We start from the raw sequence: 17,902 nt of genomic DNA, 5'->3' as shown, positions 1-17,902 counted from the left end.
GTCTATATTGACGGTTACCGAATCAGGCGTCAAGTGAACAGTTGCCGAACCCGAAGAAGGCGGTACGCGACACCGAGTACGACCACGATGGTTCCGAAAACAATGGACGACACCGGCAACGTGGCGATCAGCACCACGCACCCGACGCTGCCGATGACCGGTAGGACCCGCGGGTAGCGGCGATGCTCGGCGTCCTGGGTGAATGCGCTCAGATTGGCCACCAGGTAGTAGAGCAAGACCCCGAACGACGAGAAGCCGATGGCGTCACGCAGATCGACGACCAGGACCAGCACGCAGACGATCACAGCCAGGGTGATCTCGGCGCGATGCGGAACCGAGTACCGCGGGTGGACCGCGGCCAGATAGGACGGCAGGTCGTGGTGGCGAGCCATCGCCAGCGAGGTGCGTCCGATGCCCGCGATCAGCGCCAGCAACGCCCCCAGCGCGGCCAGGCCTGCACCGATCCGCATCACCGGAGACGCCCACGAATGTCCTGATGCCACTACGAGATCGACCAGTGGGGCAGACGACGAGGCCAGAAGTTCGGGCCCGAGAATCGTCAACAGCGTCAACGCAACGATCGCGTAGACCACAAGCGCGATACCGAGGGCGGACACGATGGCGCGTGGAATGGTCCGTTCCGGCCGGACGACCTCCTCGCCGAGGGTGGCGATGCGCGCGTACCCCGCAAAGGCGAAGAACAGCAGGCCCGCCGACTGCAGAATGCCGTACCACCCGTCCTCGGTGAACGAGCCCAGTCCGCCGACGGCGGGACCGGACGAGCCGGTGAGGCCGAGGACCACTGCGATGACGAGGACGGCGAGCACGGCGGTGACCAGGATCTTCGTCAGCACGGCCGTGCGGGTGACGCCGAAGTAGTTCACCACCGTCAGCGCAGTGATGGCAAGGACGGCAACGAGTTCGGTGTAACCGGCGGGCGCGACATATGCCGCGAACGCCAAGGCCATGGCCGCCGAACTCGCGGTCTTGCCGATGACGAAGCACCACCCGGCCACGAATCCCGGCCACTCGCCGAGCCGCTCACGCCCGTATATGTAGGTGCCGCCCGACGTCGGAAACTGGGCAGCCAGCTGAGCCGAGGACGTGGCGTTGCAGAACGCGACGACCGCGGCGACGGCGAGACCGATGAGAAGACCCGCCCCTGCAACAGCCGACGCCGGTGCGAACGCCGCGAACACTCCGGCTCCCACCATGGAACCGACACCGATGGCGATGGCGTCGAACAGTCCGAGGCGACGGGCCAACGACGGTGAGTCGGTCATGCCGGACAACAATTCTCGATCACGGCGGTAACTGTAGGTGCTGCGATCGATTCAGCGTAGATCCTGTCAGCGCAGTTCCTGGAACTCCGACAACAGCGTGAAGGTGGCCTCGCACAATTCGGTCTGCGTCAGCAAGATGCCGATCGTCCCGTCCGGGTCGACGAAGAAGTCGGTGCCCTGCCCGCCGGACCAGCCGTACCGGCCGAGGTGATCTCCTTCGGTGACGACCGAGACGCCGAATCCCCACCCCGTGCCCGGCCAGAAGCCCGGGAAGAAACTCTCGTCGGTCTTGATCGACTCGGGCACCTGGTCGTGTGTCATCAGCTCCACGTGCTGAGCGGATACCAGCGTCGTGATCGCGCGAAGGAAGCGGTGAAAATCGGTGACCGTGGACACCAACTCGCCGTGACTCACGTCGACAGGGGGTGGTCCCGCGTAGGGCCCGCCTGCAGCGGGTTCGGTCTCGATCAACGACCCGTCCTCGAACCGGTAGGCCGCCGTCAGACGATGGCACCGGTCGGTCGGTACCCACAGTCCGGTGTCGGGCATGTCCAGTGGTCCGAACAGGTCGTCGCGGAGGTGGTCCTGCAGAGACCGTCCGACGATGCGAGAGACGAGGATGCCGAGGATCGCGAAGCCGTGGTGGTAGCGCCACCCGGCACCGGGCTGAAAAGCCAGCGGAAGATCCGCCATGCGTGCCAACCACTCGTCCGCACCGAGTGGTGACGGCGCGGGGCCGGCTTCCGTGTCGTTGTCCCTCATCGCCCGGGCGAGCGGGGTGTCTCCCATCTGAATTCCGTACCCACTGGTGTTGGTGAGCAAGTGCCGCAACGTGATCGGTCTGTCCTGCGGAACGGTGTCGTCGAGTTCAGCGCCGGGGCGGGTGAGCACCGGGCGGGCGGCGAGTTCGGGAAGCCAGGGCACGACGTCGTCGTCCAGCGTCAGTCGGCCCGCCTCCACGAGGCGCAGGGCGGCCACGCTGGTGACGATCTTGGTCATCGACTGAATCCGGACGATGGCGTCGACTGCCATCGGTGGACCGCCGACCGCCGATGATCCGACCGCGATGGGTTCCGAATCGGGGCCACCCAGCAGTGCTACCGCCCCCGGCATCAGTCCGGCGTCGATGTGCCGGGTCAACAGTTCGCGCACGCTTTCGCTCACGAACTCATCGTGTCATCGGAGCGGTCCGGATTCCAACGATCGCTACTTCTCGTTCTGGTACACGTCCGGGATGCCGTCGTGGTCGTCGTCGCGAGTCTCTTCGATGTAGAAGTCCCGGTACGCCTTGTTGCGAGTTCGAAGAATGATCGAAGCGATCGTGGCCGCGATGATCGAACCCGTCAGCACACCCACCTTGACGTGATCGTCGCGCTGAGTTCCTTCGCCGAATGCGAGGTCACCGATCAGCAGAGACACGGTGAAGCCGATTCCGGCGAGCATTGCGACACCGAAGACGTCGAGCCATTTCAGTCCGGCATCCAATGTCGCCCGGGTGAAGCGCGAGACCAGATATGTGGTGCCGAAGATGCCGATGGCCTTACCGATGACGAGGCCCGCGATGATGCCGATGGCGATCGGATCGGTGAGGGCACTGCGTAGACCGGTGAAGCCTCCAACGGTCACGCCGGCCGCGCAGAAGGCGAAGAGCGGCACCGCGATTCCCGCGGAGATGGGCCGGATCTTGTGCTCGAAGTGTTCGGCGAGTCCCGGGCCCGCGTCGGGGCCGCCGTTGGCCTTGCTCCTGATCACCGGGACGGCGAAGCCGAGCAGAACGCCCGCGACGGTGGCGTGGACGCCCGACTCGTGCATGAGTACCCACGTCACGACCGCCAGCGGGATCAGGATCCACCAGGAGCGAATACGCATCTGCACGGCGACGGCGAACAGCGCGAGCGGAATCAGCGTCAGGCCGAGCGCGATGAAGTTGATGTCGTCGGTGTAGAAGATGGCGATGACGCTGACAGCCAGGAGGTCGTCCACCACGGCCAGAGTCAGCAGAAATGTTCGCAACGCGGTCGGCAGGTGAGTGCTGATCACGGCGAGGACGGCAACGGCGAACGCGATGTCGGTTGCTGTCGGGATGGCCCAGCCGAGCAGAGCGCCGTCCCCGGTGCCGAGATTGAACAACACGAAAATGACTGCGGGAACTGCCATTCCGCCGACTGCCGCGGCCACCGGCAATGCGGCGCGTGCCGGATCGCGCAGATCACCGGCAACGAATTCGCGTTTGAGTTCGAGTCCGACGACGAAGAAGAAGATGGCCAACAGTCCGTCGGCGGCCCACGTCGACAGCGTCAGATCGAGATGCAGTGCCGACGGCCCGACCCGGGTGCTCATCAGAGAGTCGTACGCGGCGGACCAGGGTGAGTTGGCCCAGATCAGCGCGACGAGAGTGGCGACGAGGAGCAATGCGCCGCCGACGGTCTCCTTGCGGAGAATCTGCGCGACGCGGTCGGCCTCGGACCAGGAACCGCGGGAGAACAGCGGCAATCGGATTTCCTGACTTGGTGAATCAGACGGACTCGGTGAATCGGACACAGTGACAAAGCCTTTCGCTAGCAACGTCGTGCCGTGCGAACCCATCGGACGGAAGGGCATGTGCGCAGCACAGAACAGTTGCCGACCAGACTTCCCGGCGCACCGTGGATCATCCTATCGCGCCGAGGCCGTTCCCGACGAACTCTTCGGTCAGCGGACGCTGGGAACGAATTTCGCCAGCGCGCGCCAACCGAGCAGCAGAACCGCGGTGGACAGGGTTGCCACGATGATGAACGACCCTGCTGTTCCTTGCCCGGTCACCGCACGCAGGACCATGCCCAGTGCGACCGTCGTGACCCACACGACGATGCCTGTCGGAACGATGAGGAAAGCGTCGAACTTGTTGCGGTACAGCGCGAATGTGACGATCCAGCCGATGGCGGCACCGACGACGAACGGCCAGGCGGTGTGGACGAGGCCGGACAGCGCGGTGGCCTCGGCATGGCTGCGACGACCGATCGCGGCGAACAGCAGGACCATAAGCAGGTCGAGGACGGCAGCAACTGCGGGGGATCGAAACTTCACGCGACCCACTGTAGACACCCACAGCGAACGGCCCGCACCGCAAATGCGATACGGGCCGTTCGGTGGGCCTCCCGGTGTGGATCAATGTGGGTTTCAGTCGCTTGGACTGCAACAAAGCCGCATTGATCCGAAGGGGGAGGGGTGATCCCGAAGAGGGGGAGGGGTGAAGCAGGGCGAACTTACGCCTGCAGTCCGGCTTCGATTTCGAGGTTCAGCGTGATCTTGTCGCCGACCACTGCGCCGCCGCCTTCGAGGGGCATGTCGATGCTGATGCCGAAGTCCTTGCGGTTGATGACGGTGCTGGCCTCGAAGCCGGCGACCGGTCCATTGCCCATTCCGGCGTTGACGCCGTTGAACTCGAGCTTGAGATCGATGGAGTTGGTGACGCCGTGGAGGGTGAAGTCACCGGTGACGATGAAGTCTCCGCCGTCGGCCTTGACCGAGGTGGACTTGAACGTTGCGGTGGGGAACTTCTCGACCTCGAAGAAGTCGGCGGTCTTGAGGTGGCCGTCGCGCTGCTCGTTGTCGGTGGTGATGGACGCGACGTCGATCTCGGCGTCGACGGACGGGGTGCCGTCGGCAGCGACGGTGATGGTGCCGCTGAAGTTCTGGAAACGGCCTCGGACCTTGCTGACCACCAGGTGGCGGACGGTGAATCCGACGGTGGAGTGGGTCGGGTCGATGACCCAGGTGCCTGCGGTGAGCTCGGGCAGTGCGATGGCGGTGGTCATGGGGACTCCTAGTGAGTTGAAGTTTCAATGCTCATAGTACACAAGCGGACCGAGGTCCGGATATATTCCGAGTGAACGGAAAGTGACGAACGCCACTCCAGTCTTACGCCTATGCCGGCTCCGGATCGCCCTTGGTGTCGCGAATGTCCTCGCTGCGCCGCAGCTCGGCGGTCTCTTGCTGTTCGAGCGCGATGTCGAATTCGAGATCGGCGTGTTGATGTTTGCGAAACAGCACCAGAAACACGATCCACCCGACGATGGCGACGAGGATGAAGCTGACCCCGCGATACACCAGCGCCGACGCGACGGCCTGCGAGGCGGTGATCGATGCAGCGCTGGTCAGGAACGCGATCAGGGTCGCGTCGACCACAACCAGGCCGCCGGGCGCAAGCGGTACGGATCCGACGGCCTTGCCTGCGGCGAACGCGATGAGCAATCCGGACAGTCGCGGATCCGCGCCGACGGCGAAGCACGCGAACGCCAGGCACGCCACGTCGCCGAGTCGATGCACGGCCGACCACGACAGCGTGAGTGCGCCGTCCCGTTTGCCGAGCTGGACGGATTGAATCTGACCGATGATCTTGTCGATGACCTCCGCCCCGGCGTCGAGCTCGTGGTTGCGGAACGCGTTGTATCGACGCAGTCCCCAGCGCGCGATGCTCTTGATCGACTGCGGATGATTCGAGATGTAGCGAACGGCGGCGACGATGGCGATGACACCGGCGATCGGCAGCACCACGGTGAACGTGTTGAACGAACTTCCGACGACCAGACCGCCCGCGACGCCCAGGACGGCAAGTCCCGCAGCAGCGATGACGCCGGAGATGGCGAGCTGCCACGAGGCGACGACCGGGCTCGCTCCCCAACGTCGGGTCTCGCGATAGGTGAACGCCGTCGAGAACACCTGGCCTGCGGGCAGGGTGAGTGCCATTGCGGTGCTGCCGTAGATGACGGCAACGGACTTGCGCTGACGCACCTTCACGCCGCCCGCGTCGAGCAGTTGCTTCTGCACTCGGCCGAATGCGCTCAGTGACACCGCCTGGGCGAGGACGCAGGCCGCCAGCCAACCCCAGTGGATCTCTCGAACGGCGGTCCAGGATTCGTGCAGCCGCGGCCACAGGTAGATCGCCTCGCCCACCAGCAGTGCCGCGAGGGCGATTCCAGCGATCCACTTGACCCAGCGGAGCCGATTCCGCGGACGCCGCACCGCGGGTCCGTGGGTGGAGCTGGGGTCGGGCACCCTGTCAGACTAACTGTCGCCGGGTGCGGCATCGGGATACTCCACCGGCCAGGCCAGGTGGGTGGCCCGTCGTCGACCACGCAGTTGAACCTGGTCGCCCAACTCCCACTGCTCCTGCTCCTCGTCGTCGGCGAAGTACAGGGCCGAGGTCGACGCCAGAACGCGTCCAGGCCTCAGTTTCGCCAGCTCGGTGAGCCTCGACGCCTCGTTGACGGGGTCTCCGATGACCGTGTACTCGAAGCGTTCCGACGCACCGATATTGCCGGCGACCGCCAGGCCCGCCGATACGCCGATGCCGATGTCGAGCCCGGTGATCTCGTCGAGCGCAAATCGGAGTTCACGTGCAGCCGCGAGCGCCGCGGTGGGTGCGTCGGGACGATCCAGTGGGGCCCCGAAGATCGCGAGGGCCGCGTCGCCCATGAATTTGTTGACGAAGCCGTGATGACGCCCGACGACATCGACGACGACGCGAAAGAACTCGTTGAGCAGCACCACGACCTCACTCGGCGGACGCTCGGAGGCCGTGGCGGTGGAACCGACCATGTCGACGAACAGCACTGCGACGAATCGTGTCTCGCCGCCGAGTTCGGTTCCGAACTGCAATGCCCGACGCGCCACGTCCTCACCGACGTGCTGGCCGAACAGCTCTCGCAGGACGCGTCGTTCGGCGGACTCTTCCATCATCCGGTTGAAGCCGACCTGGAGCCGGCCGATCTCGGATCCGTCGAACACATCGACCTCGACGTCGGTCTCGCCGCGCTGAACACGTTCGATGGCGCTGTGCAGCTGGCTGATCGGGTCGGAGATCTGACTGGCGGTGAGCATCGAGAGTACGAACGCCTGCACGATGGCCAGCACGCTGAGCAGGATGATGGCCACTGCGAGCGCGTTGGGGGAGAACACCAGATCGGTGGTGATCTGCGTGGCGCACAGCAGGATGATGCCGATGACGGGCATCAATGTGCCCAGTCCCCACGTCATCGCCATGCGGGTGCCGACGCCGGGCGTCATCGTGCGATCGAAACGGCCCTCGCTCAACGCCAACGCCGCGACTGGCCTCAGGATGCGCTCGCCGAGCATGTACGTGAATCCGAAGGTGACCGTCGCGGCCATTCCGACGGTGACGATGACGGCAATCGACAGTGACGGCATCTCGGCGATGGTCAACAGCACGAAGATGATCCCGCCGATGATCCACAGAATCAGATGCACGATCGCCTGCCGCAACGGCGCATGCAGCGTCGTCATCTGCTCCTTGCGGGTGGGCGGGCCACCGCGCAGCTGCCACCGGATGACCGAGCGCAGGAGTGTGTAGGCGTAGATCAGGCTGACCACCAGGGCAACACCCAGATACGCACCGAAGATGTACACGTTGCGGACGCGGTCGGCAACGATCGATTCCGATTCGGGGATGGGCAATCCGTACCGCACGAACGCGAATACGAGCACGGCCCCGAAGACGTTGGCGATGAGCATCGAGAACATATAGAGCGGCCAGCGACTCTTCAGGGTGAGCGAGACCGCTCGGAAAGATGCCAGCACGGGTTAAATTTAGCTGGTGAGCACCGACGAGTTGCGGGCGCAAGGTACGGGGGCGTCCCCGGGCCCCACTTCGGCGGCAGATTCGGTGCACCCGCTGGTGCGGGTAGGAGCGGAATGGACGTGGCGACTTCTTGTCCTTTTTGCCGGTTTCATCACTTTTGCCTACGTGATCGCCGAGTTGAGCACGGTGGTCATCCCGCTGGGTCTGGCGCTGTTGGCGTCGGCGTTGCTCGTTCCGGTGGTCGACTGGATGCACCGGCGCGGAGTGCCGCGCGCCGCGGCGGTGATCATCGTCATCATTGCCAGCATCGGCGTCGTCGCCGGAATCATGACGTTCATCGTCGAGCAGTTCATCGAAGGTCTGCCGCAGGTGGGCGATCAGTTCACCCAATCGATCAACAGCGTCGAGGAGTGGCTCAGTAACGGGCCACTGCACATCAGCGAGGACCAGATTCGGCAGGCGACCGACAACCTGGTCAAGGTCATCCAGGACAACCAGGAGGCCGTCACCAGCGGAGCGTTGACGACCGCCGCGGTGATCGGCGAGATTCTCACCGGCGCACTGCTGACACTGTTCACGCTCATCTTCTTCCTGTACGGCGGCGATCAGATCTGGCAGTTCGTCACCCGGCTCGCGCCGACCGGAGCCCGTAGGAAGATTCGTACCGCGGGCATTCAAGGTTTCGGGTCTCTGGTGGGATACGTCCGCGCGACGGTTGCCGTGGCGGCCGCGGATGCCATCGGCATCGGTGCCGGTCTCGCCATTCTCGGTGTACCGCTGGCTCTCCCACTGGCCTCGTTGGTGTTCATCGGCGCGTTCATTCCGATCATCGGTGCCGTGTTGACCGGATTCGTTGCCGTGTTCATCGCCCTGGTGACGAAGGGTCTGATCACCGCCGTCATCACCCTCGGCATCGTGGTCGCCGTCATGCAGCTCGAAGGGCATGTGCTGCAACCACTTCTGCTCGGCCGTGCCGTGCGACTGCATCCGCTGGCGGTGGTGCTGTCCATCACCGTCGGCATCCTGCTCGCGGGCATCGTCGGAGGCCTGCTTGCCGTCCCGATCGTCGCCGTCCTCAACACCGCCGTGCGGTCTCTGCTCGCCGACGACCCGGAGGAAGTCTACGAGGAACTCGAGCCGACCGACCCGCTGTACGCCGCCGACGCGAGTGATCCGCACACACCGCCCGGTGCCGACGAGCCCGATCGACTTGCCAAGGGAGAACTGAAGATCCCGGATTCGATGACCTCGGACTCGAAGAACTCGGACTCGACGAACGATGCGGACGGCTGATCGGGTGGGGGCCACGCTCACCTCGTCCGATCCCGACACCCCGCTGTGGCGGGCCTCGCAGGCCTTTCGCCTGATCACCCTCGTCTACGCCGTCAGCTATCAGGCTGCCACCGTCGACAATTACACCAACCCACGGTTGAGCTGGGTGTTCGTTGCCCTGATGGCCGTGTGGTCCGGGGCCTCGGCGTTGATGCTCGCGCGCGCATCGCTGCCGCGCTGGCAGGTGGTTCTCGCCGATCAGATCATCGTCATCGCGCTGATGGCGTCGACGCGATTGGTGGCCGACTACGACTGGTACAGCACCCGCCAAACTCTGCCGACCACGCTGTGGGCCACCAACGCCGTCATCTCCGCCGCAATCCTGTTGGGCCCCAAAGGCGGAATCGCATCCGGAGTCGTGATGTCGGTGGTCAGCGCACTCGTTCGCGACCGCTTCGACTCCGACCTGTGGTCCGACGCCACCGCCCCGGTGTTGCTCTCGGCCGGGTTGGCACTGGGAATGGCGTCGAACACCGCCCGGCGCGCTCACGAAGAGTTGCGGCGCGCAGCCCGATCGGCCGCGATCACCGAGGAACGTGAGAGACTCGCCCGGCAGGTGCACGACGGGGTGCTGCAGGTGCTTGCCTTGGTTCGGCGGCGGGGTCTCGAAATAGGCGGTCCGGCAGCCGAACTCGCGGAGCTGGCCGGTGAGCAGGAAGTCGCGCTGCGGGTACTGATCTCCGAACAGGCAGCTCCTCGCGGCGATCACACCGGCTCGATCGTCGACGTTCGAGCGCTGCTGCGCACCCAGGCGAGTACCACTGTCTCGGTATCGACTCCGGCGGATCCGGTTCTCGTAGAATCCGAGGTGGCCGATGAACTCGCCGCTGTCGTGGCGACGGCGCTGTCCAACGTCGAGCTCCATGCGGGCTCCGAGGCCAAGGCTTACGTGCTGCTCGAAGACGTCGACGGGGAATTGATCGTGAGTATCCGCGACGACGGCCACGGGATTCCTGCCGGACGCCTCGCCGCCGCCGAAGCCGAGGGCCGGATGGGTGTGTCGAAATCGATCCTGGGCCGCGTCGAATCTCTCGGTGGCACAGCATTGCTCGACACCGCCGAGGGTGAGGGAACCGAATGGGAGATTCGTCTTCCTCGAACGAAGGGACTTCGATGACAGAGGAAACCGATGCCGAGATCGCGGTGATGGTCGTCGACGATCACCCGATGTGGCGCGACGGCGTCGCCCGAGATCTCGAGAGCGCCGGATTCAGGGTCGTCGCCACCGCGGACGGCGTCGCCGCTGCCGGACGCCGCGCCCGCGCCACCACTCCCGACGTCGTGCTGATGGACATGCATCTACCCGACGGCAACGGAGCCGACGCCACCGTCGCCGTCCTGGAAGCGTCGCCCGAGACCAAGATCCTGGTGCTGTCGGCCTCCGCGGAGCGCAGCGATGTGCTCGACGCGATCAAGGCGGGCGCGACGGGTTACCTGGTCAAGAGCGCATCGGCGGAGGAACTGTTCGACGCCGTTCGCGCGACATCGGCCGGGCAGGCGGTGTTCACGCCCGGTCTTGCAGGCCTGGTGCTCGGGGAGTTTCGGCGGATGTCGTCGTCGCCCGAACCGGAATCCGATGCTCGCCCGACGCTGACCGACCGGGAAACCGAGGTGCTGCGACTGGTCGCAAAAGGGCTCAGCGCCAAGCAGATTGCGACCCGATTGACGCTCAGCCACCGCACGGTCGAGAACCACGTACAGGCGACGCTGCGCAAGTTACAGCTGGCCAACCGCGTCGAACTGACCCGCTACGCCATCGAGAAGGGCCTGTAGGGGTTTGTGTCCCGGGCCGATGGGCACTCTTGACCCCATGACCGACAACGAGAATGCAGTGGACACCACCGTCGATCCGGCGAAGCACTCGAAAGGTGTCGACGCCGATCCAGATCAGACCGGTGCCGAACGCGACGAGGCGGTCGACGAGTTCGACGGGCATCTGGACGGGTCGGGCGAGGAGTCGTCGCTGCCGACGCCCGAGCCGACTCACGTGGCCGACAAGTCCGACGAGAAGACCGTCACCCGGTCCGAGTAGTACTACTGCGCGCACAGCCTGCCGAGCGCGAACTTGGCCACCGGCAGGTACGGCAGGACCAGGGGCGTCGGGCCGTCGATCGTCAGCCAGGCCCTGGTTCCGTTGGGCCGGGAGACGACGCCGTGCGTCAGATCGACCCCGATGGCCTGGTTCTGGAACCACGCCGACCACGCCCACGTCCACGAACGCTCGTCGACCGAGTGCACCCGAAAGTCGATCGGCAACCCCAGTGGCCCCAGTACTCGGCCGGTACTGTCTGCGGCGAGTCTCTCCCCGCGGTACTCGACGCCGATGATCTGCGGAGCCCAGGTCTTCCACGCCGTGGGTTCCATGTAGCGCTCCCAGACTTCGGGGGCGGGGGCGTTTCCGGTGGATTGCAGTGTCACTCGCATCTGCCACGGCTACCCGGTGGCTGCGCTCTCCACACAGAAATTCCGTGAGGGTTCGGCCACTGTCCATCGCCGCGGTGCCCGGCGGATGTCCGGGTGGGAAGACTGGGCGGGTGCGCATCGTCCAAGTGGCAAACTTCTACGGCCCGCGGTCCGGTGGTTTGCGGACGGCCGTCGACCAGCTGGGATCGGGCTATGTGACCGGCGGTCACGAGGTGACGCTGATCGTGCCGGGAGCGCAGTGGCGCGAGGAACTGCTGCCCTCGGGAGTGGTGCGCATCGAGGTGCCGGCTCCGCGGATTCCTGGTACCGGCGGCTACCGTGTGGCCGACCCGCGCCGGGTGTCCGCGGTGGCGTCAGGACTGCGGCCGGACGTGATCGAGGTGTCGGACCGACTGACGTTGCGTGGCATGGGTAGGTGGGCCGCGCGGCGGGATGTGCGCAGCGTGATGATCTCCCACGAGCGCCTCGATCGACTGCTCGCGCAGACGATGCCGATGCGCTGCGCGCGGCACTGCGCCGATCTGGCCAACCGTCGAACGGCCGAGCAGTACGACGCCGTCGTGTGCACCACCGAGTTCGCGCAACAGGAGTTCGACCGCATCGGCGTCCCCAACGTGCATCGGGTGCCGCTCGGTGTCGACCTCGATCTGTTCCACCCGCGGCGGCGCGTCGGCGATCGGTCGGCATGGCTGGGCGGTGCCGATCGCCTCCTGGTGCACTGTGGCCGGTTGTCGGTGGAGAAGCACGTGGAGAGAAGTATCGATTCGCTTGCTGCACTGCGTGATTCAGGAATACAGGCGCGGCTGATCATCGCCGGTGACGGACCCCGCCGCGCCGGCCTCGAACGGCGCGCCCGTGGCCTCCCGGTCGACTTCCTCGGATTCGTCGCCGGCAGGTCGACGGTGGCAGCCCTGCTCGCCTCGGCCGACATCGCTCTCGCGCCAGGACCACACGAGACTTTCGGACTTGCCGCGCTGGAATCACTCGCAGCAGGGACGCCCGTCGTCGTCTCCGAGACATCGGCGCTGGCGCAGATCGTCACCCCACACTGCGGTGGATCCTCCGAGAACACCGCCGACGGATTCGCTGCGGAGATCGAGCGCGTATTCGAATTGCCGGTGGACGGCCGTCGAATCGCCGCCCGGTTGCGAGCGGAAGAGTTCGGCTGGCCCGCGTCGGTGTCCGGAATGCTGTCGGTTCTCGGCGGTCGCGCAGCCTGAGATCTTCGCTACCCTGGCTGTATGGAGGCAAGGGATCTGCGAGTGTCCGATGCCGAGCGTGAACACGTCGGGCAACTGCTGCAACGCGCCGTGGGGCAAGGGATGCTCACCCTCGGTGAGTTCACCGAGCGAATGGACACCGCTCTGGCGTCGAAGACCCGCGGTGAGCTGAACTCGGTACTCGCCGACCTGCCCGGGATGCAGATCTCCGAGGAGCATCGCCCGGCACCGAAACCCTTTGCCACGCCGACCCCGCACCAGCCCCCACGCCGTGTTGTTCAGGAGCATTGGGGGCACGGCAGCGGCGCGTCGGACACACTGCGCGGCACCATGTCCACCGTCACCCGCAAGGGACCGTGGAACGTGCCGCCGAGCCTGCGCGTCGCCACCCGCATGTCCACGGTGACGCTCGACTTCACCCAGGCGGTCATGTCCACCCAGGTGGTCGAAATACACGTCGACGACTACTGCAGCACCGTGACACTGATCGTGCCCACCGAGGCGACCGTGGACCTCAACGGTGTCGACACAGTGGCGGGCAGTGCCACCAACAAGGTCCGCACCGGTCCGCCGTACGGGCCGCTGCATCTCGTCGTCTCGGGGAAGGTCCGCTTGGGCTCGGTGACCGCCAAGCATCCCTTCGGTAGCTCGATCCGCAGGATGTTCGGCTAGGGCCACCTGCTGTTCTACTCGGCCGTTCTACTCGAGGAATCCGAGTAGCACTACTCACGCTTTTCGGCGGCGATGCTCGCAGTATCTAACCCATGACTTCTTCCCAGAACTCCGGGCTGGATCCGCAACTCGTCGCGCGACTGTCCAGCCGATTCGATTCCCTGGGCGACCACATGCGTCAGGTGGCCGTCGATCTGCAGACCCTGCAGTCCCAACTCGGTTCCGCTTCCCAGGCTCCTGCTCCTGCTCCTGCTCCCCAGGCCCCTGCCCCGGTGCCGCCCGCCCCCGTTGCGCTGTCCTATGTGCCGCCTTTCGTGCCGCAGCAGCTTCCGCCGCAGAACTACGGTCAGCCGCTGTACCGGACCATGGGTCAGCCGGCCCAGCCGGCGGGTCGCACTCAGCCGGCTGCGCCGGTCCCAGCACCGCGTGGGCCGGTCGTTGCGCCACGCCCGCCTGCTCCGCCGAAAGAGCCCTGGTGGCAGCGGGACGGGGTTATCAGCCGCCTGCTGGCCGTCGCCGGTGCGGGCGTCACACTCGTCGGTGTCGTGATGCTCCTCGTACTCGCAGCGCAGGCCGGGTGGTTCGGTCCTCCGCTGCGGGTCGCGGCAGGTGCCGTGTTCTCGCTCGCGCTGGTCGGTGCAGGCGTTCGGGTCTTCGGCCGCTCGGGTGGACGCGTCGGCGGGATAGCGCTCGCGGCCACCGGCATCGCCGGCCTGTACCTCGACGTGCTGGCAATATCGGTCCTGTACGGCTGGCTCGATCCGGTGATCGGGATGATTGCGGCCTTCGGAATTGCCGCAGCGGGAACGGCACTCGCGGTCCAATGGAAGTCGCAGCCGATGGCGGTGCTGATTCTGGCCGGCGTCGCGGTGTGCGGGCCGGTGCTGACCGACGGCCTCACGCTGGCCTTGATCGCGTTCTTCATCGCCACCTATGTCGCGAGCTTCCCCGCCCAGATCGGTCGGAATTGGCAGATTTTGCAGGTTGTCCGGACCGTTCCCCTCGTCGGCGCGGTGTTGGCTGCGGTCGCCACTGCCGACATGAACGGCTCGGCCGATAACTACTGGCTGCTGCTGGCCATCGTGCTCACGGCTGTCCTGGGCATCGGAATGTCGCTGGAGTTGTTGCGCCGCAACGTTGCCGACGTGGTTGCGACCGTGATGATCGCACTGGCCTCGCTGCCCGTGCTGCTCTCGGTCGATGTCTTCGACAGAGCGGCGACCGTCACCCTGCAACTGGTTCTGGCTGCTGCAGCACTGGCGATCGTGATTCTGGTGAGTTGGTTGCCGGGACATGCTCGCATCACCGTCGCGGTGATCGGCGCTCTGGCGATGCTGCAGGCTGCAGTCGAGTCGACGACCCTCGAGATCCGCCCGGTCGTACTGTTCGCCGTCGCCCTGGCTCTGATCGCGTTGGCGCCCAACACCCGCTCGACACTCGCGTTCTCGATCGGCAGCGGATTCGGTGTGATCGGTGCATTGATGTTCGTGTCGGTCAGCCCGCCCGAGGCGCTGTTGGACTCCGATTTCGCAGTCGGCACTGTCGGTATCGCGCTCGGTGGGATTCTGCTCGCGGCAACGGCCTTCGCATTCGCGTCCGTACTGGCCGAACTGAAACTGGTCGACGACGGACTGCAGACCCTCGGCATCGTCTCCGGTGTGCTCGCACTCTACGGCCTGACTGCGGCCACCGTGACACTCGGCATCGGAATCGGCGGCGAAACAACAGGATTCACGGCGGGTCACACCGCCGCGACGATCGAGTGGATGATCGCAGCCTTCGCGCTCCTGGCATTCGGGCTGCGCAGCGCCACCCACGCTCATCTGGCCTTGCTGGCCGGACTGTCCTTGACCGCCGCGGCGATCGCGAAACTGTTCCTGTTCGATCTCGTCGCGCTGGACGGCTTGTTCCGCGTCATCGCCTTCATCGCGGTGGGACTGTTGCTGCTGATCGCGGGCACCCGATACGCCAAGGTGTTCGCTGATCGGGAGAGTGCGGCAACCCCCTGACCCTCTGCTGCGTCAATGGACCACTGCATACGTCTCGACGGTGCAGTGGTTCATTCACGCGTTGTGGGGGTCGGAGGGCAGGGGGCAGGCGCGTCAGTCGTCTTTCGGGATCGTCTCGCCGAGTCCCAGCTTCTTCTGCATTCGCTTCATTCCGGCCGGTGCCCACCAGCTGGCATCGCCGAGCAACTTCATCGTCGCAGGTACCAGGAACATACGAATCACGGTGGCGTCGATGATGAGAGCGGCGATCATGCCGTAGGCGATGTACTTCATCATCACCAGATCGGAGAATGCGAACGCTCCGGTGACGACGATCAGGATCAAGGCGGCGGCGGTGATGATGCGTCCGGTGTGGGAAGAGCCGATGTGGATGGCTTCGCTTGTGCTGGAGCCTTGTTCGCGAGCCTCGACCATGCGTGAAAGCAGGAAGACCTCGTAGTCGGTGGAGAGTCCGAACACGATGGCGGCGATCAGCAACAGAATCATCGCCATGATCGGTCCGGGGGTGAAGTTCATCCACCCGGCTCCGTGACCGTCGATGAAGATCCACGTCAGAATGCCCATCGTGGCTCCGAGTCCGAGCGTCGTCATCAGCACCGCCTTGATCGGCAACACCAGAGATCCGAACGTCAAGAACATCAGCACGGTGACGATCAAGACGACGAGTACTGCCATCAGAGGAAGGCGGTCGACCATCGCATCGATCGAATCTCGTTCGATCGCAGGCGTTCCCGTCACCTGCATTGTCGTGCCATCCGGAGTGTCGATGCTGCGCAGGAACTCGATGGCGGGCGCGCTGTCGTTGCGATCGATCAGCCCGGCCTTGAAGACGATGACACCGTCCTTGCTGGCACCGACCGGTGTGAACTGCTCGATCAGGCCGGGCGCATTGTTCGCCTGGGTGATGATGGCTCCGAGTGTGGGACCCTGCGCGTCCTGGATGACCATTTTGATGGGCTCGGTGCGTTGACCGGGGAACAACTCGTCGAACTGCTCCTGCGCCACCCGCGTCGGATTGTCCGGTGGCAGATACGTTTCGTTGATTCCACCGAATGCGAGGTTGCCGATCGGCAGCGTCAGGACCAGCAGTCCGAGAACGATGGTGACCACCACCTTGATCGGATTGCGCATCACCCAGGTGGTGAGCTTGCCCCACCTGCCGTTCTCGATTTCCTCGGAAGACTTGGTCTTGCGCATGAACGCAAGACCGAGGGCGTCGACGCGAGGACCGAGAATCGACAGTATCGCCGGCAGGATGGTGATCGCGTTCAGAGCCGCGAGAGCAACTGTCGCAATCGAACCCAACGCTACCGAGCGCAGGAATCCGTGCGGGAACAGCAGCAGGCCACCGAGGCACGCAACGATCATCGTCGCCGAGAACGCCACCGTGCGACCGGCCGTCATGACCGATCTACGGACCGCATCGGGCGTCGAACGTCCGTCGCCCAGTTCCTCTCGGAAACGCGAGACGATGAACAGGCCGTAGTCGATCGCCAAGCCCAGGCCCACCAGCGACACCACCGGTGCGACGAACGTGTTCACCTCGGTGACGTGGGTGAAGAGCTTGACGATGCCATTGGCTCCGATGACCGTCAGCGCACCGACGATCAGCGGCAGCGCAGCAGCAACGACACCGCCGAAGACGAAGAACAGCAGCACCGCGACGGCGGGGATCGCGAGGACCTCCATGCGATGGATGTCGTCGGTCATCGTCGACTGGAGGGAGGCAGCCACTGCCTGCTGTCCGGCGACCTGAACGTCGACACCGTCGATGTAGAAGGCGTTCTGGACGGCCTGGAAGTTCTCGGTCAGCTCGGTGTCGTTGCTGCCGACGATCGCGATGCTCACGATGGCGTGCTGCTTGTCGGCGGTGCCGAGCGCCGCGAGGACGGGTGCTCCCGCGGTTCTGAAGTAGCTGCCGTTGATCTTCGCGATGCGGTCCGGGTGGTCGGCGACCAGCGAATCGAGGTTCTGGGTGATCGCCGCATCGAACGACGGATCGTCGATGTTCGAGCCCTCGGGGGCGGTGTACAGGACGATGACGTCGCCCTCGGTGTCACGCCCGAACGTCTCGTCGGCGAGATTGCTGGCCGCGGCCGACTGCGACGTCGGATCATCGAACCCGCTCTGACTCAGATGATCCGGTAGATCCCAACCGTAGGCAGCCAGGGCGGCCAGCCCGGCGACCATGACGCCGAGGACCGTATAGCGGAGACGGTGGACGAAATTTCCCCATCGAACGAACACGTGTGTACAACTCCCCCTCGATACACGCGACGTCGCCGCCTCGTGAATGAAACTTCGACCCCACTACGAGGCGAGAGTGTAGCCTGCGCAACGACCTGATCAGGTCGGCCGTTCACACGCCCGGCAGCGCTCAGT

The 17,902-nt window shown here is 65.2% G+C and carries 16 protein-coding genes; 7 read left to right on the top strand and 9 right to left on the bottom strand.

What is annotated here, in order from left to right; translation table 11 throughout:
* Nucleotides 1-29: 29 nt before the first annotated feature.
* The 7 genes from CH275_RS06060 to CH275_RS06030 form a co-directional block, all read right to left on the bottom strand.
* A complete protein-coding gene (locus tag CH275_RS06060; protein WP_094676162.1) occupies nucleotides 30-1,283 on the bottom strand; it encodes an APC family permease in 1,254 nt (417 codons plus the stop codon).
* Between the two features lie 66 nt (nucleotides 1,284-1,349).
* Nucleotides 1,350-2,447, bottom strand: coding sequence for a serine hydrolase domain-containing protein (locus tag CH275_RS06055; protein ID WP_218828750.1), 1,098 nt, complete (start codon nucleotides 2,445-2,447; stop codon nucleotides 1,350-1,352).
* A gap of 42 nt (nucleotides 2,448-2,489) precedes the next feature.
* A complete protein-coding gene (gene nhaA / locus CH275_RS06050; RefSeq protein ID WP_094676160.1) occupies nucleotides 2,490-3,776 on the bottom strand; it encodes a Na+/H+ antiporter NhaA in 1,287 nt (428 codons plus the stop codon).
* A gap of 198 nt (nucleotides 3,777-3,974) precedes the next feature.
* Entirely contained in the window at nucleotides 3,975-4,349 is a 375-nt protein-coding gene (locus tag CH275_RS06045) for a DUF3054 domain-containing protein (RefSeq protein ID WP_373453680.1), read from the bottom strand.
* Nucleotides 4,350-4,528: 179 nt separating this feature from the next.
* Nucleotides 4,529-5,080, bottom strand: a complete 552-nt coding sequence (locus CH275_RS06040) for a YceI family protein (RefSeq protein WP_094676156.1) — start codon at nucleotides 5,078-5,080, stop codon at nucleotides 4,529-4,531.
* A gap of 109 nt (nucleotides 5,081-5,189) precedes the next feature.
* A complete protein-coding gene (locus tag CH275_RS06035; protein ID WP_094676154.1) occupies nucleotides 5,190-6,320 on the bottom strand; it encodes a lysylphosphatidylglycerol synthase transmembrane domain-containing protein in 1,131 nt (376 codons plus the stop codon).
* A 9-nt stretch (nucleotides 6,321-6,329) separates the two neighbouring features.
* Entirely contained in the window at nucleotides 6,330-7,805 is a 1,476-nt protein-coding gene (locus CH275_RS06030) for an adenylate/guanylate cyclase domain-containing protein (RefSeq protein ID WP_094676405.1), read from the bottom strand.
* Between the two features lie 73 nt (nucleotides 7,806-7,878).
* On the opposite strand from CH275_RS06030, the gene CH275_RS06025 reads away from it, so the two are divergent.
* The 4 genes from CH275_RS06025 to CH275_RS06010 are packed head-to-tail and all read left to right on the top strand — an operon-like array spanning nucleotide 7,879 to nucleotide 11,227.
* Complete coding sequence (locus CH275_RS06025) at nucleotides 7,879-9,156, top strand: AI-2E family transporter (RefSeq protein WP_373453679.1); 1,278 nt, start codon at nucleotides 7,879-7,881, stop codon at nucleotides 9,154-9,156.
* Nucleotides 9,143-10,312, top strand: a complete 1,170-nt coding sequence (macS, locus tag CH275_RS06020) for a MacS family sensor histidine kinase (protein WP_179276006.1) — start codon at nucleotides 9,143-9,145, stop codon at nucleotides 10,310-10,312. Before CH275_RS06025 ends, macS begins: the two co-directional genes overlap by 14 nt.
* A 29-nt stretch (nucleotides 10,313-10,341) precedes the next feature.
* Nucleotides 10,342-10,968, top strand: a complete 627-nt coding sequence (locus CH275_RS06015; protein WP_179276019.1) for a response regulator — start codon at nucleotides 10,342-10,344, stop codon at nucleotides 10,966-10,968.
* Nucleotides 10,969-11,005: 37 nt separating this feature from the next.
* The gene (locus CH275_RS06010) at nucleotides 11,006-11,227 is read left to right on the top strand and encodes an autophagy-related protein 2 (RefSeq protein ID WP_094676399.1); all 222 of its coding nucleotides are present in this window, start codon (nucleotides 11,006-11,008) and stop codon (nucleotides 11,225-11,227) included.
* 2 nt (nucleotides 11,228-11,229) lie between these two features.
* Here CH275_RS06010 and CH275_RS06005 read toward each other — a convergent pair whose 3' ends face one another.
* Entirely contained in the window at nucleotides 11,230-11,619 is a 390-nt protein-coding gene (locus CH275_RS06005; RefSeq protein WP_094676150.1) for a MarR family transcriptional regulator, read from the bottom strand.
* A gap of 110 nt (nucleotides 11,620-11,729) precedes the next feature.
* Here CH275_RS06005 and CH275_RS06000 point away from each other — a divergent pair, with 110 nt between their 5' ends.
* The 3 genes from CH275_RS06000 to CH275_RS05990 all read left to right on the top strand — a co-directional run bounded on the left by CH275_RS06000 (nucleotide 11,730) and on the right by CH275_RS05990 (nucleotide 15,520).
* On the top strand, nucleotides 11,730-12,839 hold the full coding sequence (locus CH275_RS06000) for a glycosyltransferase (RefSeq protein ID WP_094676148.1): 1,110 nt from the start codon (nucleotides 11,730-11,732) through the stop codon (nucleotides 12,837-12,839).
* A gap of 21 nt (nucleotides 12,840-12,860) precedes the next feature.
* Complete coding sequence (locus CH275_RS05995) at nucleotides 12,861-13,511, top strand: DUF1707 SHOCT-like domain-containing protein (RefSeq protein ID WP_094676146.1); 651 nt, start codon at nucleotides 12,861-12,863, stop codon at nucleotides 13,509-13,511.
* A 92-nt stretch (nucleotides 13,512-13,603) separates the two neighbouring features.
* On the top strand, nucleotides 13,604-15,520 hold the full coding sequence (locus CH275_RS05990) for a DUF2339 domain-containing protein (protein ID WP_179276005.1): 1,917 nt from the start codon (nucleotides 13,604-13,606) through the stop codon (nucleotides 15,518-15,520).
* A 93-nt stretch (nucleotides 15,521-15,613) separates the two neighbouring features.
* Here CH275_RS05990 and CH275_RS05985 read toward each other — a convergent pair whose 3' ends face one another.
* Nucleotides 15,614-17,767 (bottom strand): MMPL family transporter, encoded by a 2,154-nt coding sequence (locus tag CH275_RS05985; RefSeq protein WP_094676144.1) that lies wholly within the window; start codon nucleotides 17,765-17,767, stop codon nucleotides 15,614-15,616.
* Nucleotides 17,768-17,902 lie beyond the last annotated feature (135 nt).

This window comes from Rhodococcus sp. 06-235-1A, assembly GCF_002258785.1.
Lineage (GTDB): Bacteria > Actinomycetota > Actinomycetes > Mycobacteriales > Mycobacteriaceae > Rhodococcoides.
Note: the sequence above shows the minus strand (reverse complement) of the source record. Positions and strands in the feature narration are given on the sequence as shown.

Coding starts and splice junctions, on each gene's coding strand:
- CH275_RS06010 (WP_094676399.1), top strand. CDS start 11,006: ATGACCGACAACGAGAATGCAGTGGACACCACCGTCGATCCGGCGAAG.
- CH275_RS06015 (WP_179276019.1), top strand. CDS start 10,342: ATGGTCGTCGACGATCACCCGATGTGGCGCGACGGCGTCGCCCGAGAT.
- CH275_RS06005 (WP_094676150.1), bottom strand. CDS start 11,619: ATGCGAGTGACACTGCAATCCACCGGAAACGCCCCCGCCCCCGAAGTC.
- CH275_RS06040 (WP_094676156.1), bottom strand. CDS start 5,080: ATGACCACCGCCATCGCACTGCCCGAGCTCACCGCAGGCACCTGGGTC.
- macS (WP_179276006.1), top strand. CDS start 9,143: ATGCGGACGGCTGATCGGGTGGGGGCCACGCTCACCTCGTCCGATCCC.
- CH275_RS06030 (WP_094676405.1), bottom strand. CDS start 7,805: ATGTTCTCGATGCTCATCGCCAACGTCTTCGGGGCCGTGCTCGTATTC.
- CH275_RS05995 (WP_094676146.1), top strand. CDS start 12,861: ATGGAGGCAAGGGATCTGCGAGTGTCCGATGCCGAGCGTGAACACGTC.
- CH275_RS06060 (WP_094676162.1), bottom strand. CDS start 1,283: ATGACCGACTCACCGTCGTTGGCCCGTCGCCTCGGACTGTTCGACGCC.
- CH275_RS05990 (WP_179276005.1), top strand. CDS start 13,604: ATGACTTCTTCCCAGAACTCCGGGCTGGATCCGCAACTCGTCGCGCGA.